Raw genomic sequence first — 18,215 nt, forward strand, 5'->3', positions numbered from 1 at the left:
TAAGCCCTGATGCTCAGGTATGATTACTTATTGGGATGAATTAAAATGGACATAACACTTTTGCTTTCCATTTCAAAACATAACAACTCTTCATTTCGCAGCTTGGTCTGCACATTCGCCGTTTCTTCCCCATCATTGAAAAGGACTAAAGCTACGGAACCATCGGAATTTTTAAAAGCCACAGAACAAATTCCATCATCACTGGATGTTGATTCGATCCGAACAGCCTTCGGACGGATCACAGCACTGAAATGTGCCAGGGCATAATAATCAAGTGTATACGTAAGTTCCTTTGTTTGCTGATTCACCTGTATGATCCCACGGCACGTACTGCGGCCAAATCCAGGAACGGTTGGCCCGTTGTTCTCATCAAGTGCCATATTCCAAAGTACAAAGGACTTGCTGTAATTGCGAAGAATCTGAATTCCCGTTCGCATCACATTTGAGAAGGCTTGCTCAAATGGCGGAATCCACTCTCCACCCGAACCTTCAGTGAAATGCACTTCTTTACCTGCAAAAGCTTCATATACCTTCGTTTGAGCAGATGCATCGCCCCCGTACCAGTGCCAGGCCACTCCATCAACTTCCTCTCCCGCTTGTTCAAGTACGGTCAGAGGATAGTCCGGTTGATCCCAGTTGTGATCGTAACAGAGAATCTTGGTTTGAATATCGTTTTGCACAAAGGCTGGTTTGAGATGATTTTTGATAAAATCTGCTTGCGCTTCGGCTGGCATCAACATACCAGGATAGTGCCCTGGTTCATAAAGCGCCTCATTCTGTGGTGTGATGGCATAGATCGGTAATCCATGCTTGCCATACGCTTGAATGTATTTCACGAAATATTCAGCATAAACGGGATACCATTCCGCCTTCAACTGTCCGGTAATCATCGATCCGCTCGTTTTCATCCATCCCGGTGCACTCCATGGTGAAGCAAATAGCTTCAGTTCAGGGTTCAATGCCAACGCCTTTTGCGTTAAAGGAATAACGTCCCCTTCATCATGTGTAATGCTGAATTGGGTTAATTCCGGGTCTGTCTGCTGTTCTGGCATATCGTTATAACTGTATACCGTTCTCGCATAGTCCGAAGCCCCCATCGGATTACGGATGACTGACAGCCCGATCCCTTTCTTCGGATGGAATAGTCGGGTCATGACCTCATCCCGTTGCTCCTCATTCAAGATTTGGTTGATCAAATAGGCAGATGAATCGGTAAAAGAAGCCCCAAATCCGTCCATCTCCTGATACGTTAGCTGATCATCCAGATGGATCGTCGTTGTCCCCTTATCAGCATCCAGTGGTTGCAATTGATCCGAGGATAGAGATACGAATAAATCTTCTTCACCCGTGGATTTGTACATTTTGAATGTAGTCATAGGATTCTCCTTTGTATTTCTATTATTGAATGCCTAGTTTCTCTTTGTTCAATTTCATCTTTTCACTGCGTACCTTCACAATCTCTTCCCACCGATTTTCACCTAAAAATGATTTGTAAGAAGCCAGTGCACTGTCATACGAGGCATCATCCTTGGAACGTACCATACTGACCAGTGTTGTATTCCACTTCGTATTGATTGCTGACAACGCACGAGCTTCAGGTGTACCTTGATCCGGGCTAATATTCTCCAGAATGAAGTGTGGTTTTAGCTTGCCTTTACCCCACTCTTGCATCTGTTTAATCGCTTCCGGAAAAGCATCTGCACTGAGTGCTTTGTGGCGGTCATGACCGAAGAACATAAACTCACCCATCCGATAATTCTTTTTGAATTGATCTGCGTTATTCAGTTGCATGTCTTTCACTGCTGGAAGCAATTCTACACTACCGTCGGCTTTGGTTTGGAAGGTCTCCCCTTCGATCCCGTAATTCATAAGCGTCTGTCCTTCTTCACTCAGCAAGTATGTGAATATCTGAATGGCCTTGGCCGGATCTTTACAATCCTTGGAAATGAAATTGATCATCCACCCGGTTATTCCGGATTGATTCAATGTTGGTGCATTACCTTTGGTACTCTGCGGTCCATCGATAGCAACATATTCTTTGCCGGGATTGGCACTCATGTAAATTTGCAGATTTCCTCCTTGTTGAGGTGTACCGTCAAGCAGCATGGTCGCATATTTACCGGACTTCACTTTTTCCTCAAAAGCGGTTCCATCATCGGCAAAACTGTCATCACTGATATTGCCGTCTCTGTACACGGTGTTCAATGTTTTCAACCACGTGAGGTAATCTTCATCCAGATTACGATCATAGAATTCTCCATTCTCGTTCTCAAGCGGAACACCTATGAAATCTTGTAACGTATCCCCTAGTGAACCTGTTCCTTCACCAATGGAGTTGAATCCAAACGGAATCAGCGCAGGGAACTCTTGCTTAATTCGTTTCATCACACTCTGGAATTCTTCTGGCGTTCCAATGACCGGACTACCCAAAGCTTCGTACACATCTTTACGAATGATAAATGCCGTTTTGGCAGGAATGTTACCGCTATCATAATCCTCTTGCGTATTGGAATAGTTCGGGTAACCATAGGTTTTACCATCCGCCAATTGGAACCAGTTCAATGTATCGGCAGCCGCAACTTTATTGAAGTAAGGATCATATTTCTCCGCCAGATCATTCAGCGGCATCGCCCAGGTTGCAGCTTTTTGTACCACTGGAGAATTCGAGTCAAACACTGTCAGCAAGTCAGGCATATCTCCACCGGCAAAAAAGGTGTTTAACTTGGTATCATCACCCGTGATGAATTTAATATTGATGTTCAGATCCTCTTTGATTTTCTTGGTAACAATGTCCTTGCCAAAATCAGTGTTCCACCAGTCAGCATTGACGTACCATGTCAGGTCGGTAGCCTCTTCCTTTTTATCCAACTGCCAAGCTGGCTTTTCCGGGTCAACCGTATACCGATCTTCAATGGATACCCAGTTCCCTTCACTGGAGCCCCCCGATCCACCGCTGCAACCTGTAATCATAAGTACGGCTGTGAGCAGTGTCGCGAGCAATTTAATCCCTTTTTTACCTGATGCCTTATTCAACTTCAACATATTTTTTTTCCTCCTCAAAATGGGGTATTGGTTGCTCTATTCCTTGACCGCTCCGAGCATCATTCCCGAGATAAAGTATCTCTGAACGATGGGATAGATCAGTACGATTGGTAACGTAGTAATGACAATAGTGGCCAATTGCACGCCTTTGGTCGTTGTTTCAATCACAGCCGAACCCCCGACATTTTGCATGGACTGTGTCTGGGACTGAACGATAATCTCATACAACATCATCTGAAGTGGATACAGTGACTGATCAGTAATGTATAACTTGGTTGTCATGAAGTCGTTCCATTGCCCCACCCCATTAAATAGCGCAATTGTAGCCATGGCAGGCATGGAGAGTGGAATGAAGATTTTCAGGAAAATATGCCAATCCCCTGCGCCGTCAATCTTGGCCGATTCTTCCAGAGAATCCGGGACATTTCGGAAGAAATTCATTAGAATCACGACATCATAGAAGCTGAACAACGCCGGAATAATGTACACCCAGAAGCTGTTTAACAATCCAAGTGATTTAATTAACAGATACGTCGGGATCATGCCGCCCGAGAAGAACATGGTAATAACACCCATGGCAACGTATAATTTACGGCCTCTTATGTACTTTTTGCTCAGACCGTAACCAACCATGGCACAGAAGAACACATGTGTAACAACGCCGATCGTTGTTTTGGACACCGATATGAAAAATGCCTGCCAGATGCCCTGATCATTGAATACCGCTCTGTAATTCTCCAGCGAGAATTCCGGTGACCAGAAGATGAACCCACCTTCCGCCAGCGCTTTGCCTGAACTAAAGGAAGAGATGATGACATTCCAGAGCGGAACCAGAATAACGACCGTACAGATGATTAGCAAAATCATGTTTAAGGTATCAAAGATCCGACTATCGAGATCTTCTTTTGCCACCTTTCCATTCACGCGGGATGCCTCCTTCTACAACACAGATTGATTATCGTTTAATTTGCTTGTGATTTTGTTTGCCGTGACGAGCAGAATGACAGAGATGATGGAGACACCCAAGCCAACGGCCGTTGCATATGAAAAGTCACCCTGAGACATCCCCATACGATACACGTACGAATTGATGACTTCCGCTTTGTCACGGTTCTGGGAGTTCATGAGAACCAGGGTCTGATCCAGATTCGACCCTAATAAACCGCTTACAGTTAGAATCAGATTTAAGCTGATGATTGATTTCATGTTGGGCAATGTGATATTCCAGATTTGTCTAAGACGGCTTGCACCATCGATTTTGGCAGCTTCATAATACGTTGGGTCAATCTTTGCCATGATCGCCAGATACAGAATCGTTCCCCAACCTGCTTCTTTCCAAATATCCGATAACGTAGCAATCCACCAGTACTTGCCTGCATCCAGCAAGATGTTCTGTGGTTGCGAGATCACTCCCAGGCTAAGTAACAACTGATTAAATAACCCCGTTGTTGAAAACCAGGTGATCAGCATTCCCCCAAGTACGATCCAAGACAAAAAGTGAGGTAAATATGAAACCGTTTGCACAAACTTCTTGAAGCGTCCGCTGTTTAACTCGTAGATCATGATCGCGAGAATGATCGGAATGACAAATCCGATACCCAGTTTCAAAAAACTGATCCCCAGTGTATTCACGACTGCATCCCAAAAGTATTTGTCTGATAAAATGATTCTGAAATTATCCAGCCCTACCCAAGGAGCGGTAGCCAGCGTATCAATGACCGTGTAATTTTTGAAAGCAATTGTCAAACCATAAATCGGAATATAACAGAAAATAATCATAAAGATAATGCCCGGGATAATCATCGATTGAATCTCCCATTGTCTCCGATAATCGACTATGAATTCTTTAATCCGTTGTCCGATGGGTTTCTTCCCATTGGGGCTGATCGCATTTTTACCGGTTGATGTCTCTACGGCTAATTTATCCACGTTCTTTTACTCCCCTCCATCATGCATGTTTATAAAAACGTTTTTATTTTTCGACATAAAAATCCCCTTTGTTTATATTTATGTAAAAAAAGACCGGAGAAGGCACTGAATCAACTTATGTACGGTAGTCTTTCCGGTCGATCTTCACATGGCTTGAACCTCTAACCACCAGCTCACCCGCCAATTTCTGTGCAGCCCCTTGTTCTTTCTCCTTGATCATACCCACCAGTTGATTGATGGCCAGGATACCCTGTCTTGCAATTTGATTTCTTACCGTTGTAAGCGGTGGAGAAAAATACTGTGCGATATCAATATCATCGAAACCCACGACACTAACATCTTGAGGCACTTCGAAGCCCTCAGACTTCAACGCATGCATACAGCCAATTGCACTCAAGTCATTCCCTGCAAGAAATGCATCAGGCCGCTTGCAGGGGTACAAACGAAGAAAAGATTTTATCGCACTATACGTGCTCTCCTCCTCAAAATACCCTTGTATAATGTAATCTTCATCGATTGGAAGCTGGTACTCCCGCAAAGCAGCCAGATAGCCATCCATACGCTGTACACTGTCAAACATCGTGTCCACACCCGAAATATAAGCAATTTTCTTGTGCCCCAGCCCAATTAAATACTTGGTAGCTTCATAAGCCGCCACATACGAGTCAAAAATGACACTTCCCATCGTATCGCTCTGATAGACCCGATCCAGAAAAACTGCCTTGATCTTATCTTTCTCCATGGCGATAATATCTTGCTCATCAATCCGAAGCTCTTCGTAGATAATGACACCATCCACCCGCCGACCCAAAATATTACTCATAATAACGTGTTTATCCTTGGTCACAAATACATTCAAACCATACCCAAGACGATCACATTCGCGAGACATTGACTCAACCAGCTTATAGAAATACGGACCCGATACACTTGTAGTGAAAAAACCAAGCATTTTGGTTTGACCGGACTTCAACAGCTTGCCATTCAGATTGGGCACATAATTTAACCGCTCTGCCACCTTAAGAACATGTGATTTTGTCTCCGGGTTCAAGACATCCACACCATTCAAGGCGTTGGAGACAGTAGATATGGATACGCCCGCTTCCCTTGCTACATCTTTAATCGTTATCTTAGCCATAAGTTTTGTTCCTTTACTATAAAAACGTTTTTATAATGTTTAAATTATCATAAAACCGTTTTCATGGCAACACTTTAATTCTCTTAATCACTTTGTATGCCAAATTACTTATGATTCTTGGCATGATACATGCTCCAACAGAAATATACGTGTAAAGAATAATTCCGTAAAGAAGGGACGATGATAATGGCTTTTATTGAAAGATACGCCATTAATGAGAATGGTGCTGTTACCTTCACCGGAAACACACTAGGGCTTAGTCGCTCGGAGACCACTGGAGTTCCAGGAACTGTAGACAGCATAGGTGCCTATATTACAACGGATACCTCACAACAGTTCGGAACGTATCCGCCAGGAACAACGAATGTTTTCCAGAATAATAGTTCTTCAGCCGTTCTTCAGATTCCCGCAGGCAGCAGCATTCTGTATGCTGAGCTGATCTGGGGTGGTACTTACATTGATAATAATGAGAACAACTCTGCATTTATCAACAATGCTGTACAGTTTACAACCCCATCAGGCCTGACAAGTGTTCTGCCTGATCCAGCTACCATGTTTGAAGTGATCCTTTCAACCGCTGCCGGCTTTCCTACAACCTACGCATATGTTCGTTCTGCCAATGTTACAGATCTGGTATCGGCTGGTGGTGCAGGAACCTACACCACCGGAGGTGTAGTTGGAACACTGTCCATTCCCGATCCTACCTCCAACCATGCAGGCTGGACACTGGCGGTTGTATACCAGAATGCAGCTCTGCCTTTGAGAAACATGTCCATCCGGGTCACCGCTGATGTCATTCTCTCAACTTCAGGCCCCGTCAACTTGATCATCGACGGTTTCGCAACACCTTTTATGGGTCCCCTCGCGGGTCGAGCCCAATTCAGTGCACAAGAAGGTGATGCGAACAAAACGGGAGATCAGGCCCGATTTGGACCGACCATTGCTACTGTAACGAACCTGTCCGGTCCTAATAATTTTGCTACCAATTTCTTTGCTTCACAGATCAATGATGATGCCGGAAACCTGAATACGCTTGGAACCTTCGGGACAAGAAATCAACTTAACGGAACCCCGGGAACCAACATTATTGCTGGCAGACAAGGCTGGGATATTACCAATGTCGATATTGGCTTTACCTTGCTTAATACACAGACACAAGCTGCTTTCCAACTGACAACGAATGGAGATGGTTATCTTGTCGATGGCAATGGCTTGCAAATTGATATTAATCTGCCTGCTCTGACCGCAGTCAAAAGCGCTAACGTTCCTGATGCCGTCGTCGGAGATGTTGTCACCTATTCCATTGTCATTTCGAATACTTCATTAGTTGATGCCACCAACGTCATGTTCTTTGACAATATCCCGGCAGGGAGTTCCTTTGTAACTGACAGCATCACAATAAACGGAGTTCCCCAGCCAGGGGCTAATCCGATTACAGGTGTTCCTATCGGAGCGCTTAACTCCGGAGCATCCGTTACAGTCACTTTTCAGGTTCTGGTTACGTCAGTGCCCACACCGCCACGCTTATTTAACCAGGCCAAAGTAGGATATACCGCCCCTACTGTCCCTGATGGCCCGATTATTAACACCTCTGTGCCCTCTAATGCGGTGGAGATTCCCATCTTTCAACCCAACGTGGCTATTGTCAAAAGCGCTGATACAACAAATGCTTTGGTAGGAGATACCGTTACTTACACCTTGGTCGTAACAAATACGGGAAATATTGACGCCACAACAACCATCCTGGACAATATTCCAGATGGCTCTGTCTTTGTAGCGGGCAGCGTTACCGTGAATGGTGTATCCCAACCAGCTGACAGTCCTGTAACAGGTATACCTATTGGTCCAGTTGCTCCCAACACGGTGTTCACAGTCACGTTTCAAGTAAACGTTGTAAGTCAACCTCTCGGGCTGCAACTGGTCAATCAGGGAACAGCCTCCTATACATTTCAACCGCCTGATGGCAGAGTTATTCCCGGATCGGTTACATCGAATACGGTTATTATTCCCGTCTCACTGCCTATGGTCAGTATAGTTAAATCCACACCTTCTACAGATGCAGTTGTCGGCGATACCATTACTTACTCGCTCACGGTAACCAATCAGGATACAGCTGCGGTTACGAATGTACTGTTGACCGATCCTATCCCGAACGGTTCTGTTTTTCTTCCTGGGAGTGTCACACTTAATGGCGTACCACAGCCAGCAGCAGACCCAGTTACCGGCGTTGCCGTTGGAACACTCCTGCCTGGAGCATCAGCGACAGTAACGTTCAGTGTGAGTGTAACTTTCCTACCTGATCCACCACAGCTGACAGATCAAGCTCAGGTCAGTTTTGACAGTGGTAGCTTTAGCGGGATTTCGTTCTCCAACATGGTCGTAGTCCCTGTATTTCAAGCTATTATTACAGTAAACAAGTCGGCTGTTCCGATTTTTGCCGTTGTGGGTGAAGTGATAACCTTTCAATTTATGGTGACCAATACAGGAAATATTGGAGCAACAACTACATTAACCGATATCATTTCTGCAGATGCCTCCTTTGTTGCAGGCAGTGTGCTTGTGAACAGTATCCCTGTACCTCTTGCCGATCCAAATGTGGGCATTGCTCTGGGCCTCATACCGGCAGGAAGTAATGCTCTCGTCAGCTTTCAGATCGTTGTAACTTCATTACCCGCGGCACTGCAAATCGTCAACCAGGCCATTGCCAGCTTTACGTTCACTCCCCCGGATGGTCGTATTATCCCAGGCAGCAGCAACTCCAATATGGTCATCATTCCGATTTCGCCTGACGATTTAACCGTTGTCAAATCAGCAAGTGAGCTTCAGGCCGTTGTGGGTGATATTGTAACGTATACGTTGGTAGTTCAGAATAATGATCCGGTTGACGCCACGAATGTAACCCTAAGCGATCCGATTCCGGTCGCTTCTATACTGGTTCCTGACAGTGTCACGGTGAATGGCGTATCACTTCCTGGAGTTGATCCAAGCACAGGGATTCCTATTGGTACGATTACTGCAAATGGTTCTGCAACCGTAACATTCCAGGTCACTGTAGTGGGGACAGCTCCCCCGGTTCCATTCCCTCTATTTCTAACGGATCAAGCCACGGTTATTTTTACAACCGGAGAGTTCACGGGAACGGTCTTGTCCAACATCGTCAATGTCAGGGTTTTTGAACCGGTGATCACACTGATCAAATCAGCAGTCCCTTCTTCCGCTGTTGTCGGTGATATTATTACGTATACCGTTTTGGTTTCTAATGACGGCAACTATAATGCGGACGTTATCCTGATTGACCCTTTACCAACGGGGGAAACATTCGTTCCAAACAGCGTACTGATCAACGGAAATCGCTGGAGTAGTGCTGACCCAACAACCGGAATTAATTTAGGTACTGTACAGCCTGCCTTCCCGGTATCCGTTACTTTTCTTGCTACAGTGGTATCTCTACCCGAGCCGCCTCAGCTGGTCAATCAGGCTACAGGGGATTACACCTATACCGTCCCTGATGGTCGTGTCATTCCAGGGTCATCCTTGTCTAATATCGTAACGATTCCTGTGACCGAGCCAGGTGTACTGTCGGTGGTCAAGTCAGCAGATAGAACCGCCGCGACCCCAGGAGATACGATAACATACACGTTGCTCGTACAGAATCCAACTACACTTCAAGCATCCAATGTATTTCTTACAGATCCGATCCCCGTTGGATCAACTTTTGTTAATGATAGCTTGACTCTGAATGGCGTACCCCAACCTGATGCTAATCCAACTGAAGGGCTGAGCATAGGGAATATAAGTGCAAACAGTTCTGCCGTTGTGACTTTCCAGGTCATTGTGATTACGATTAGCCCGCCACCAATTATTGAAATCATAACGAATCAAGCAACTGTAACATTTACAATAAACGGAGTGAGCGACAGTTCTTTGTCCAATATTATTGATACCCCTGTTAATGATGCTGTGATTACCTTGGTTAAATCGGGGGACCCAGCCACCGTAGATCTTGGAGATACTGTTTTCTATCAACTTGTTGTTCAAAATGAAGGAAACATTGCAGCAGATGTAACCGTCATTGATCCAATTCCACCTGAATCTTTCTTTATCCCAGGGTCTCTAACTGTAAACGGAGTAAACGTAAGCGATGATCCCGTTAGTGGAATTCCGTTAGGACTAGTAGCACCAGGTGAAATCTTCAACATTAACTTCCAGGTCAATATTCTGTCTTTCCCATCAAACAATCAAGTCATTAACACGGCAATCGCCAATTACAGTTTCACCCTACCTGACGGAAGGGTCATAGCCAATTCCATTGAGTCTGACACAGTCACCACGTTTATCAGTGACCCTCTTCTGGAGATTGTAAAATCAACTTCAGCAACTCAAGTCGTGCCAGGACAAACGGTTACGTTCTCATTCCTGCTTACGAATGGTAACAATGTACCGTTCAGTGCCATTATATTTACGGATCTAATTCCTGCTGGGATGGCTTTTGTGAATGACAGCGTACGAATTAGAGATGTGAGTGTACCCGGAGTTAATCCGAATAATGGATTCGAGGTTGATAATATTGCAGCCAGATCAACGATTCCGATCAGTTTCCAAGTTACTGTAGATCAGGGGATTACATTGGAACAAATTACCAACCAGGCTACTGTGGCCTATACATTGGGCGAAGTATTATTCAATGTTCCGTCGAACATCGTGGTCATGCAGGTGATCTTCCCAGTTCCTCCAGTTCCTCCAGTACCACCGGGTCCTCCTGTTCCACCGGGGCCGCCAGCGCCACCTGTTAATCCGACCACACCGACAATAACAGGTTCATCTGCTTCCCAGCCATCTACCCCGGGCGTTCCTTCCACATCCATCTCAGCACCTTCCATTCCTGTCCAGAAAACGGCGAATAGAAGTGTTGTAGAGGTTGGAGAAACCGTTGACTATGTGGTTCTGATTCAAAATACGAGTTCATTGAGTGCCATCAATCTGGTTCTCACAGATCAACTACAGTACGGGGCTATAATCGTTTCTGCCAGTGTTACTGTGCAGCATATCGTGCAGCAGCATTGTAACTTGGGGGGAGGAATCTCCTTAGGGGATCTGCAACCCGGAGCATCGGTAGAGGTTGCGTACACAGCCAAAATCAAGCATCAGCCGTCTAATGGAAAAATCATTAATCAGGCTGTAGTCTCCCTCTCCTTTGTTCTTCCAGACGGCAGCTCGATTCCCATTACGTTAGCTTCGAATAAGGTTACCGTGACCGTCGTTGAATCTGAAGAATAAGCTTTATATCCGTTTCTTTTTCTTCTTTGGTTTTTGAATTGTGCTTTTACGTTTGGACTTAAGTCTCCTATTTGTTGCAGGTTCACTCCTCTTTCTGTTTTTGGGTAAGAGGAGTTTTTGCTCTGTAACGGTGCTCTCTTCTTTCCGACTTATGGGCGACAGGTGTTCCATATAAAAAGGTTGCTCTAGCCCCTCCTGCGCCTGAAATTGAATTCTCTGCTCTTTGATGTAATCCGGCTCTTCCAGCAATTCACTAGATTGATATCCATCGACTTCAGCATCCGAGATGGGCTGTTTGACCACAAGCAGATGATACATAATCTGATAAGCAACATTCAGTTGAGACTGACGGAGCAGTTCCAATTCTGTTTCATTATATAGGCCGTGATAAGATGGGAAGTAGAAAAATTCCGTGTTTAGCAATCTGAAGTCAATGTTAGATTCCATATCCTCTTTCTGAAGCCCCAATCGTTCCGACATATACAAAGGGGACTTATCATCCATGGATATGTCACTGGCTTGTGAAGACCAGAATTGAGGCATGTGTTCATTAAACAGTTGCTTAAACCGTGGATTAACCATATGTGACGACACATGAGCATATGGAGCAACAATACAAACGACCGCTTTATGAGAACATATACGGTATATCTCTTCCATTACCTTCTCCAGATTATCGACATATTGCAGGCTGTGAGAACACATCACCAATGTGGCACAATTATCTTCGAACGGTAGAGGAGAATTGATATCATGGATAATGTCCGTTTTGGGATACGCAATTCGATCAACGCCCGTACAATTCCGATGTTTATTTTTTCCGCTACCTAAATCAATCCGCAAGTTCTTCACTTCTTCCTCATGCAATTTAATTCTTTATTTTATTCCACAGCGGGATTACTTGTCTGAGCGTTCACCCCGTGCCACTGCTTATGAGGCAAAAAAAAGCAGCTCACATATGAGCTGCTGAAAATCACGCTTTCTATTCCTGACTCTGTTGCCCAAACATTTTCTTTTCAAACATAGCCTGTTTGGGTTAGAATAAAATGGAATATATCCCCATATGAAAGAGGTTATGGTATGAAAAAATCATTCTTATTTCTGTTCACTGCCCTGGTTGTTGTTACTTCCTTCTCGGCGTATACACCTGTGTCGAATGCCTCTGGCGATATTGGAGTCAGCTTATTGTCGGATCGTCAGCAAGGTACAGTAAAGTAGAACTTGTACAGAAAGTAACAGGCGACAATTCGGATAACATCTGAATTAGTCGCCTGCTTTCATTTATTCTTATTGATTTTCATTTCCAATCTCTCTTCCGAAGATAAGATTCGAATACAAAAGTACCAAACGGCAGTAGACCGGCGAGTCCACCCATTAACCAGCATGTTATCTTCCACTTTTTGACCAGAGCCAAATGCACTAGGGCAATAAGGTACAAAGGAAATAAAATACCATGAATCATGCCCATTACGGCTACAGCGGAAGAGATATCTGCAAAATATTTCAGAGGCATAGCAATAAAAATCAATAGAAGTAAGGATACACCCTCCCATTTGCCCGCAATTCTGAATCGGCCTGTCACTGTCTTCATAAAGTCCATTCTCACCTTTCCCGCTAATCGTTTGTGAAATATGTAACTTGTAACATGATACAAAAACCTCACGCCACATCTCTGTACAGATATGTCGTTCTGAAGCTCAACTTCAGTATAACGTATGAGTTTGACTCGAAGATGCTTCAAATTTGAATAATTATTGAATCCATAAAACCAGATTCCAACATCAGGTCTTACGGATTCAAGTCGTCTCACGCTCAATCAGCTGGTATGTCAGCTGTTCGGTCTGCAACTCCGTTTTACCCAATACTGCCCACAATTGATGGAAAGCCTGGGTGGCTTGCTCTGCAATCGGATTGTGTATGGTCGTGATTCCAAGAACACGGGAAAGCTCGATATCATCAAACCCCACAATGGCGAGTTGTTCCGGTACCTGAATATTCCGTCTGCGTGCTTCACTCAGAATGCCGATGGCTGCATAATCATTTGAACATAATACGGCCTGTGGAAGTTCTGGCCCCTCAGCCATTCTTCGCATAGCTTCTTCGCCATCAGATGAGCTAAATACGGAATATTGATATGCTTCAGTCCACACATGCAACCCTCTGCTCTTCATGAAAGATTCATAGGCTTCACGGCGGCTCTGGGTATTCAAACTTTCAGCCCTGCCAAATGCATTCGCAATTCGGGTGTATCCTCTTGTTACCAGATGCTCCAGAGCTAACTTATACCCCTCTGCCTGATCCATAGCAACAGACGGAATCTCGTCATTCCCCATTCGCTGCCAGGAGACAATGGGCCCATACTCCATATAAGCCTTTAATTTCCTAGGGTCATTGACACAAGCAATAATAACTAGCCCATCGACTCGTTTACTGCGCAGATCTTCGAATGCCTGCAATTCAATCTCCGGATCTCCACGGGATGTATAGATAATCGTCTGAAACCCAAAATCCATGGCTGTATCAATGAATTGATTCATGAATGTAAGAATGATTTCACCTGTGGTAGAGGTCACAATTCCAATCTGCTTTGTTTGCCCTGTAGATAGCGATACCGCATTCCGGTTGGGAATATAATTCAACTGTTTCATAATATCCGTTATGATCTGTCTTGCTTCATCACTAACATGCGGAGAATGATTAATCACGCGTGATACTGTCGCTTTTGAGTAACCGGACCGCTTCATAATTTCATCAAACTTGGACATCGGAGACTCCCTTCTTGCTAACGAACTATATAAGTTCAACTAAGATTATTTACACTGGCACTTCGATGACAGAACAACCTTCCGATCGCTGTTATCCCCAGATTTTTTGATTCCCATATCTAAACGGGAAAATCCGGGGATAAAGGCGACCGCTTCGCTTCTTCTGGTTATTTCTGTCCTCTCCGTTTTCGTGTAAATTTTAGTTGAACTTATTTAGAATAATAGTATGCCTTAATTTGGGGTCAAAAGTAAAACTTGACGTGTAACCCGTTACAACGTTTAAGCTTTTTTTATGTCATACATGAATCATCTTAATATCAATTTGATGAATGGAGCGATACACATGAGTAATCATACTTATCAATTCCCGGAAAATTTCCTGTGGGGTGGCGCAATTGCAGCCAACCAGGCTGAAGGTGCATACAATCAAGGCGGCAAAGGATTATCTACTCAGGATGTAGCTCCCAAAGGTATCATGGGTCCAATCACGGAAGAGCCAACCGAAGATAACATGAAACTGATCGGTATCGATCTGTATCATCGCTACAAGGAAGATGTGAAACTGTTTGCCGAGATGGGCTTCAAGGTATTCCGTACTTCCATTGCCTGGTCCCGGATTTTCCCAAAAGGGGACGAGCTGGAACCAAATGAAGAAGGATTGCAATTCTACGACGATCTGTTTGACGAGTGTCACAAATACGGGATCGAACCACTGGTTACGCTATCCCACTATGAGACACCTCTTCACTTGTCCAAAGAATACGACGGCTGGGTTAACCGAAAAATGGTTGGATTCTATGAACGTTATGTAACTGCCGTATTTAAACGTTATAAAAACAAAGTAAAATACTGGCTTACTTTTAACGAAATCAATTCGATTCTTGAAGCACCCTTCATGAGCGGAGGCATCTATACGCCGAAGGAAAAGCTTAGCAAGCAAGATCTGTATCAAGCGATCCATCATGAGTTTGTAGCCAGTGCTTCCGCTGTGAAGCTCTGTCATGAGATCATTCCTACAGCACAGATTGGTTGTATGATGCTCAGTATGCCTACCTACCCGCTGACACCGAATCCAGACGATATGATCAAAGTCATGGAATTCGAACATAGCAACTATTTCTTCGGTGATGTGCATGTAAGAGGTCGCTACCCTGGTTATATGAAACGTTACTTCCGTGAAAATGGAATCGAGATTCAGATGGAAGCTGGCGACGAGGAAATGTTGCTGAATACGGTAGACTTTATCTCTTTCAGTTATTACATGAGTATCTGTCAGACAGCAGACCCGGAGAAACAAATCGCAGGTGAAGGTAATCTGCTTGGGGGTGTACCTAACCCTTATCTGCCAGCAAGTGAATGGGGATGGCAGATTGACCCGCAAGGATTGCGTTATGTGCTTAACATGTTCTATGACCGTTATCAAAAACCACTGTTTATTGTAGAAAATGGTCTTGGTGCTGTTGATGAATTGATCACGGGTGCGGACGGCGAGAAAACAGTTGAAGATGACTACCGCATCCAGTATCTGAATGATCATCTGGTTCAGGTTGGCGAAGCCATTGAAGATGGCGTTGAAATTATGGGTTATACCTCATGGGGTTGCATTGATGTTGTCAGTGCGTCTTCTGCCCAGTTGAAAAAACGTTATGGCTATATCTATGTGGATCGTCATGACGATGGATCAGGAACACTCGAACGTTATCGCAAGAAATCCTTCCATTGGTACAAAGAAGTGATCAGCAGTAACGGGAAAAGTTTGCAGCGTTAAGGTTTTTTAAGCAAATGTAACAGATACCTTCTTCTATCCCTCAGACATATCACATGAAAGAGTGTCGGTTATACGGTACCTTGGCATGTTTTCTGTCTGGGGGATTTTATATTTATTTTCAAAAAGAAATACCCAATGATACACATCGGGCATTCTCATTAGCTACTATCACGTTGTTCACTATTTATTCTTCACTACATCCCTGCTGTACTTTGTTTTGTCTTCTTCTGTTATCTTGCGAATGACCCTGCAAGGATTACCCGCAGCAATCACACCAGACGGTATACTCTTGGTCACTACACTCCCTGCGCCGATGATCGTATTATCTCCAATCGTCACACCGGCTAGAACTGTCACACCGCCACCGATCCACACATTATTGCCCACCGTGATGGGTCCAACGATCTCCAGACCTTCATTGCGCTGCTCAACATCATAAGGGTGGCCTGCTGTATAAAATCCGCAATTGGGAGCAACAAAAACGTTATCTCCAAAACTGATTTTTCCTCCATCCAGCATGACAGTATTATGATTGCTATAGAAGTTCTCACCAATTTCAATATTATAGCCGTAATCACATACAAATGGCTGTTCAATCAGGAAACGATCCGTCGTTTTCCCCAGCAGTTTCTTGATTAACGCTTCTCTTTCATTGATCTTGGCTGGATGGAGCTGGTTATAATCGTAACAAAGTCCTTTGGCATGTAAACGCTCTTCAATTAACTCTTGATCATAATTGGCATTATACAAGAGCCCTAATTGAGATTTTTCTTTTTCAGTCATCATTTCGTAAGCACTTCCCATCTGCTATCTATAAATAAGTTAAAGCTCATTCTCTCTAAAAACACTTTTTAAAACTCTTTTAATTATATAGATTACGATGAATAAAGCAAGTTTTGCTCTATATAAAAATGGTTTATTTTACTAACGCGTACTCTAGCGTATCAACAATAAAAAACCTCTACACCCATTAGACTAATGGGGATGCAGAGGTTCAAGCTTTTGTCTAATTTCTTTATTCTAAGCAACTGCCTGAACGGTCTTTTCCTTAACGCTAATGGCATAGATGGCAGACACCAAACCAAGCAGTATGAGAACAGAACCAACCCATCCAGTATTCAGAATCGATGAATGATCAATCACCATGCCACCGATATAGGTGCCCAGTGCAATACCTGCATGGGCAATACCTGAGTTGGTGCTGATTAGCGTTTCGGCTGTTTCCGGCGACGTTTTGATAATCAGACTATTCTGTACAGGCGTAACGGTCCAGCTCAGTGCACTCCAGATGCTTAACAGCAGCAAGAAGGCGATCAAAGGCAATCCCACACTGAACGGAATGACAGCCATACTCACGATAAAGGGAATCAGCACAATGATAATGGCTTTAGCAGGATGCAGACGATCGGATAACATGCCCCCGATGCCTCCACCTGCAACAGCGGCGATTCCAAACATCATATAGATAAAGGTAACCATCGTGGCGCTGGCACCCAACGTTTCTTGCAAAAACGGTGTGAAATACGCATATAAAGTCAAATGACCCGCGAGAACAAGCAAAGTCGTAGCATGGATTGCCAACATTTTTGGATTCCACAGAGCCGTAAGCTGTTTCTTCAGGGATACAGCAGGAATAGGCTGCACACGATCCATCGCAATCCAAATGGCTACCATGACCACTGCTGTGAGAATAGCGATCAACATAAACACCTCACGCCAGCCTGCCAAGTTGCCTACAAAGATACCAAGAGGTACACCCAGGATAAGTGATGCACTACCTCCCATGGTAATGATCCCCACGGCGCGTCCTTTATACTGTGGTTCCACAATGCGCGCTGCAAGGGTCAGGGAGAGCACAAAAATAAGTGAGCCCGCGGCGGCTCCGAGTGCTCTGCCCGCCATAAGCATATAAAAGCTGGTACTGAACGCAGAGAGCAGATTACTGATCAGAAAAACAAACAGCGTACACATATATACTTTTTTACGCTCGAATCTGGCTGTCATATTTAATAAAATCGGCGCAGACAACGCATAGACAAGTGAGAAAATAGAGATTAAATACCCGGCTTTCGCCAGGGAAAGATGAAGATCCGTAGCAATCAGGTCCAGAATCCCGCCCAAGATCAGTTCAACGGTTCCGACCACAAATGCTGCGATAGCAAGCACATATACTTTCTTATTCATTTTTGAATCCTCCTCAAAAGTTACAACTACGATAGTAACCCATAAGAATGAAAGTTTCAATAGTTATTTTCATGATTGTTTTCAAACAAAGATATAACAAAAAAACTATCCT

Annotated in this window: 13 protein-coding genes; 3 read left to right on the top strand and 10 right to left on the bottom strand. The window is 44.2% G+C overall.

The genetic code is table 11. From position 1 onward, the window contains the following. Positions 1–23: 23 nt before the first annotated feature. From ACDJ59_RS12165 to ACDJ59_RS12185, 5 genes are all read right to left on the bottom strand, one after another. On the bottom strand, positions 24–1,376 hold the full coding sequence (locus ACDJ59_RS12165) for a glycoside hydrolase family 30 protein (RefSeq protein ID WP_413409123.1): 1,353 nt from the start codon (positions 1,374–1,376) through the stop codon (positions 24–26). A 22-nt stretch (positions 1,377–1,398) separates the two neighbouring features. Beyond that, a complete protein-coding gene (locus ACDJ59_RS12170) occupies positions 1,399–3,042 on the bottom strand; it encodes a sugar ABC transporter substrate-binding protein (RefSeq protein ID WP_413409124.1) in 1,644 nt (547 codons plus the stop codon). A 36-nt stretch (positions 3,043–3,078) separates the two neighbouring features. Further along, on the bottom strand, positions 3,079–3,966 hold the full coding sequence (locus ACDJ59_RS12175; RefSeq protein ID WP_076211802.1) for a carbohydrate ABC transporter permease: 888 nt from the start codon (positions 3,964–3,966) through the stop codon (positions 3,079–3,081). A gap of 15 nt (positions 3,967–3,981) precedes the next feature. Next, complete coding sequence (locus ACDJ59_RS12180; RefSeq protein WP_200868492.1) at positions 3,982–4,971, bottom strand: ABC transporter permease; 990 nt, start codon at positions 4,969–4,971, stop codon at positions 3,982–3,984. A 115-nt stretch (positions 4,972–5,086) separates the two neighbouring features. Then, a complete protein-coding gene (locus ACDJ59_RS12185; RefSeq protein WP_413409126.1) occupies positions 5,087–6,109 on the bottom strand; it encodes a LacI family DNA-binding transcriptional regulator in 1,023 nt (340 codons plus the stop codon). Positions 6,110–6,295: 186 nt separating this feature from the next. Here ACDJ59_RS12185 and ACDJ59_RS12190 point away from each other — a divergent pair, with 186 nt between their 5' ends. Then, positions 6,296–11,386 (top strand): hypothetical protein, encoded by a 5,091-nt coding sequence (locus ACDJ59_RS12190; protein ID WP_413409128.1) that lies wholly within the window; start codon positions 6,296–6,298, stop codon positions 11,384–11,386. Positions 11,387–11,389: 3 nt separating this feature from the next. Here the strand turns inward: ACDJ59_RS12190 and ACDJ59_RS12195 are convergent, their stop codons facing one another. Then, entirely contained in the window at positions 11,390–12,253 is an 864-nt protein-coding gene (locus ACDJ59_RS12195) for a methyltransferase domain-containing protein (RefSeq protein ID WP_413409129.1), read from the bottom strand. A 213-nt stretch (positions 12,254–12,466) separates the two neighbouring features. Here ACDJ59_RS12195 and ACDJ59_RS12200 point away from each other — a divergent pair, with 213 nt between their 5' ends. Continuing rightward, a complete protein-coding gene (locus ACDJ59_RS12200) occupies positions 12,467–12,604 on the top strand; it encodes a hypothetical protein (protein WP_017688678.1) in 138 nt (45 codons plus the stop codon). A gap of 79 nt (positions 12,605–12,683) precedes the next feature. Here the strand turns inward: ACDJ59_RS12200 and ACDJ59_RS12205 are convergent, their stop codons facing one another. Further along, complete coding sequence (locus ACDJ59_RS12205; protein WP_413409131.1) at positions 12,684–12,977, bottom strand: DUF3817 domain-containing protein; 294 nt, start codon at positions 12,975–12,977, stop codon at positions 12,684–12,686. A gap of 205 nt (positions 12,978–13,182) precedes the next feature. Next, positions 13,183–14,151, bottom strand: coding sequence for a LacI family DNA-binding transcriptional regulator (locus tag ACDJ59_RS12210; protein WP_310335020.1), 969 nt, complete (start codon positions 14,149–14,151; stop codon positions 13,183–13,185). Between the two features lie 343 nt (positions 14,152–14,494). Here ACDJ59_RS12210 and ACDJ59_RS12215 point away from each other — a divergent pair, with 343 nt between their 5' ends. Then, complete coding sequence (locus ACDJ59_RS12215) at positions 14,495–15,919, top strand: glycoside hydrolase family 1 protein (protein WP_036608339.1); 1,425 nt, start codon at positions 14,495–14,497, stop codon at positions 15,917–15,919. Positions 15,920–16,099: 180 nt separating this feature from the next. Here the strand turns inward: ACDJ59_RS12215 and ACDJ59_RS12220 are convergent, their stop codons facing one another. After that, the gene (locus ACDJ59_RS12220) at positions 16,100–16,702 is read right to left on the bottom strand and encodes a sugar O-acetyltransferase (RefSeq protein WP_413409790.1); all 603 of its coding nucleotides are present in this window, start codon (positions 16,700–16,702) and stop codon (positions 16,100–16,102) included. A gap of 237 nt (positions 16,703–16,939) precedes the next feature. Further along, positions 16,940–18,103, bottom strand: coding sequence for an MFS transporter (locus tag ACDJ59_RS12225; protein ID WP_413409133.1), 1,164 nt, complete (start codon positions 18,101–18,103; stop codon positions 16,940–16,942). Positions 18,104–18,215: the final 112 nt, after the last annotated feature.

The sequence above is a fragment of the Paenibacillus amylolyticus genome (assembly GCF_047302515.1).
In the GTDB taxonomy this organism is placed as follows: Bacteria; Bacillota; Bacilli; order Paenibacillales; family Paenibacillaceae; genus Paenibacillus; species Paenibacillus amylolyticus_G.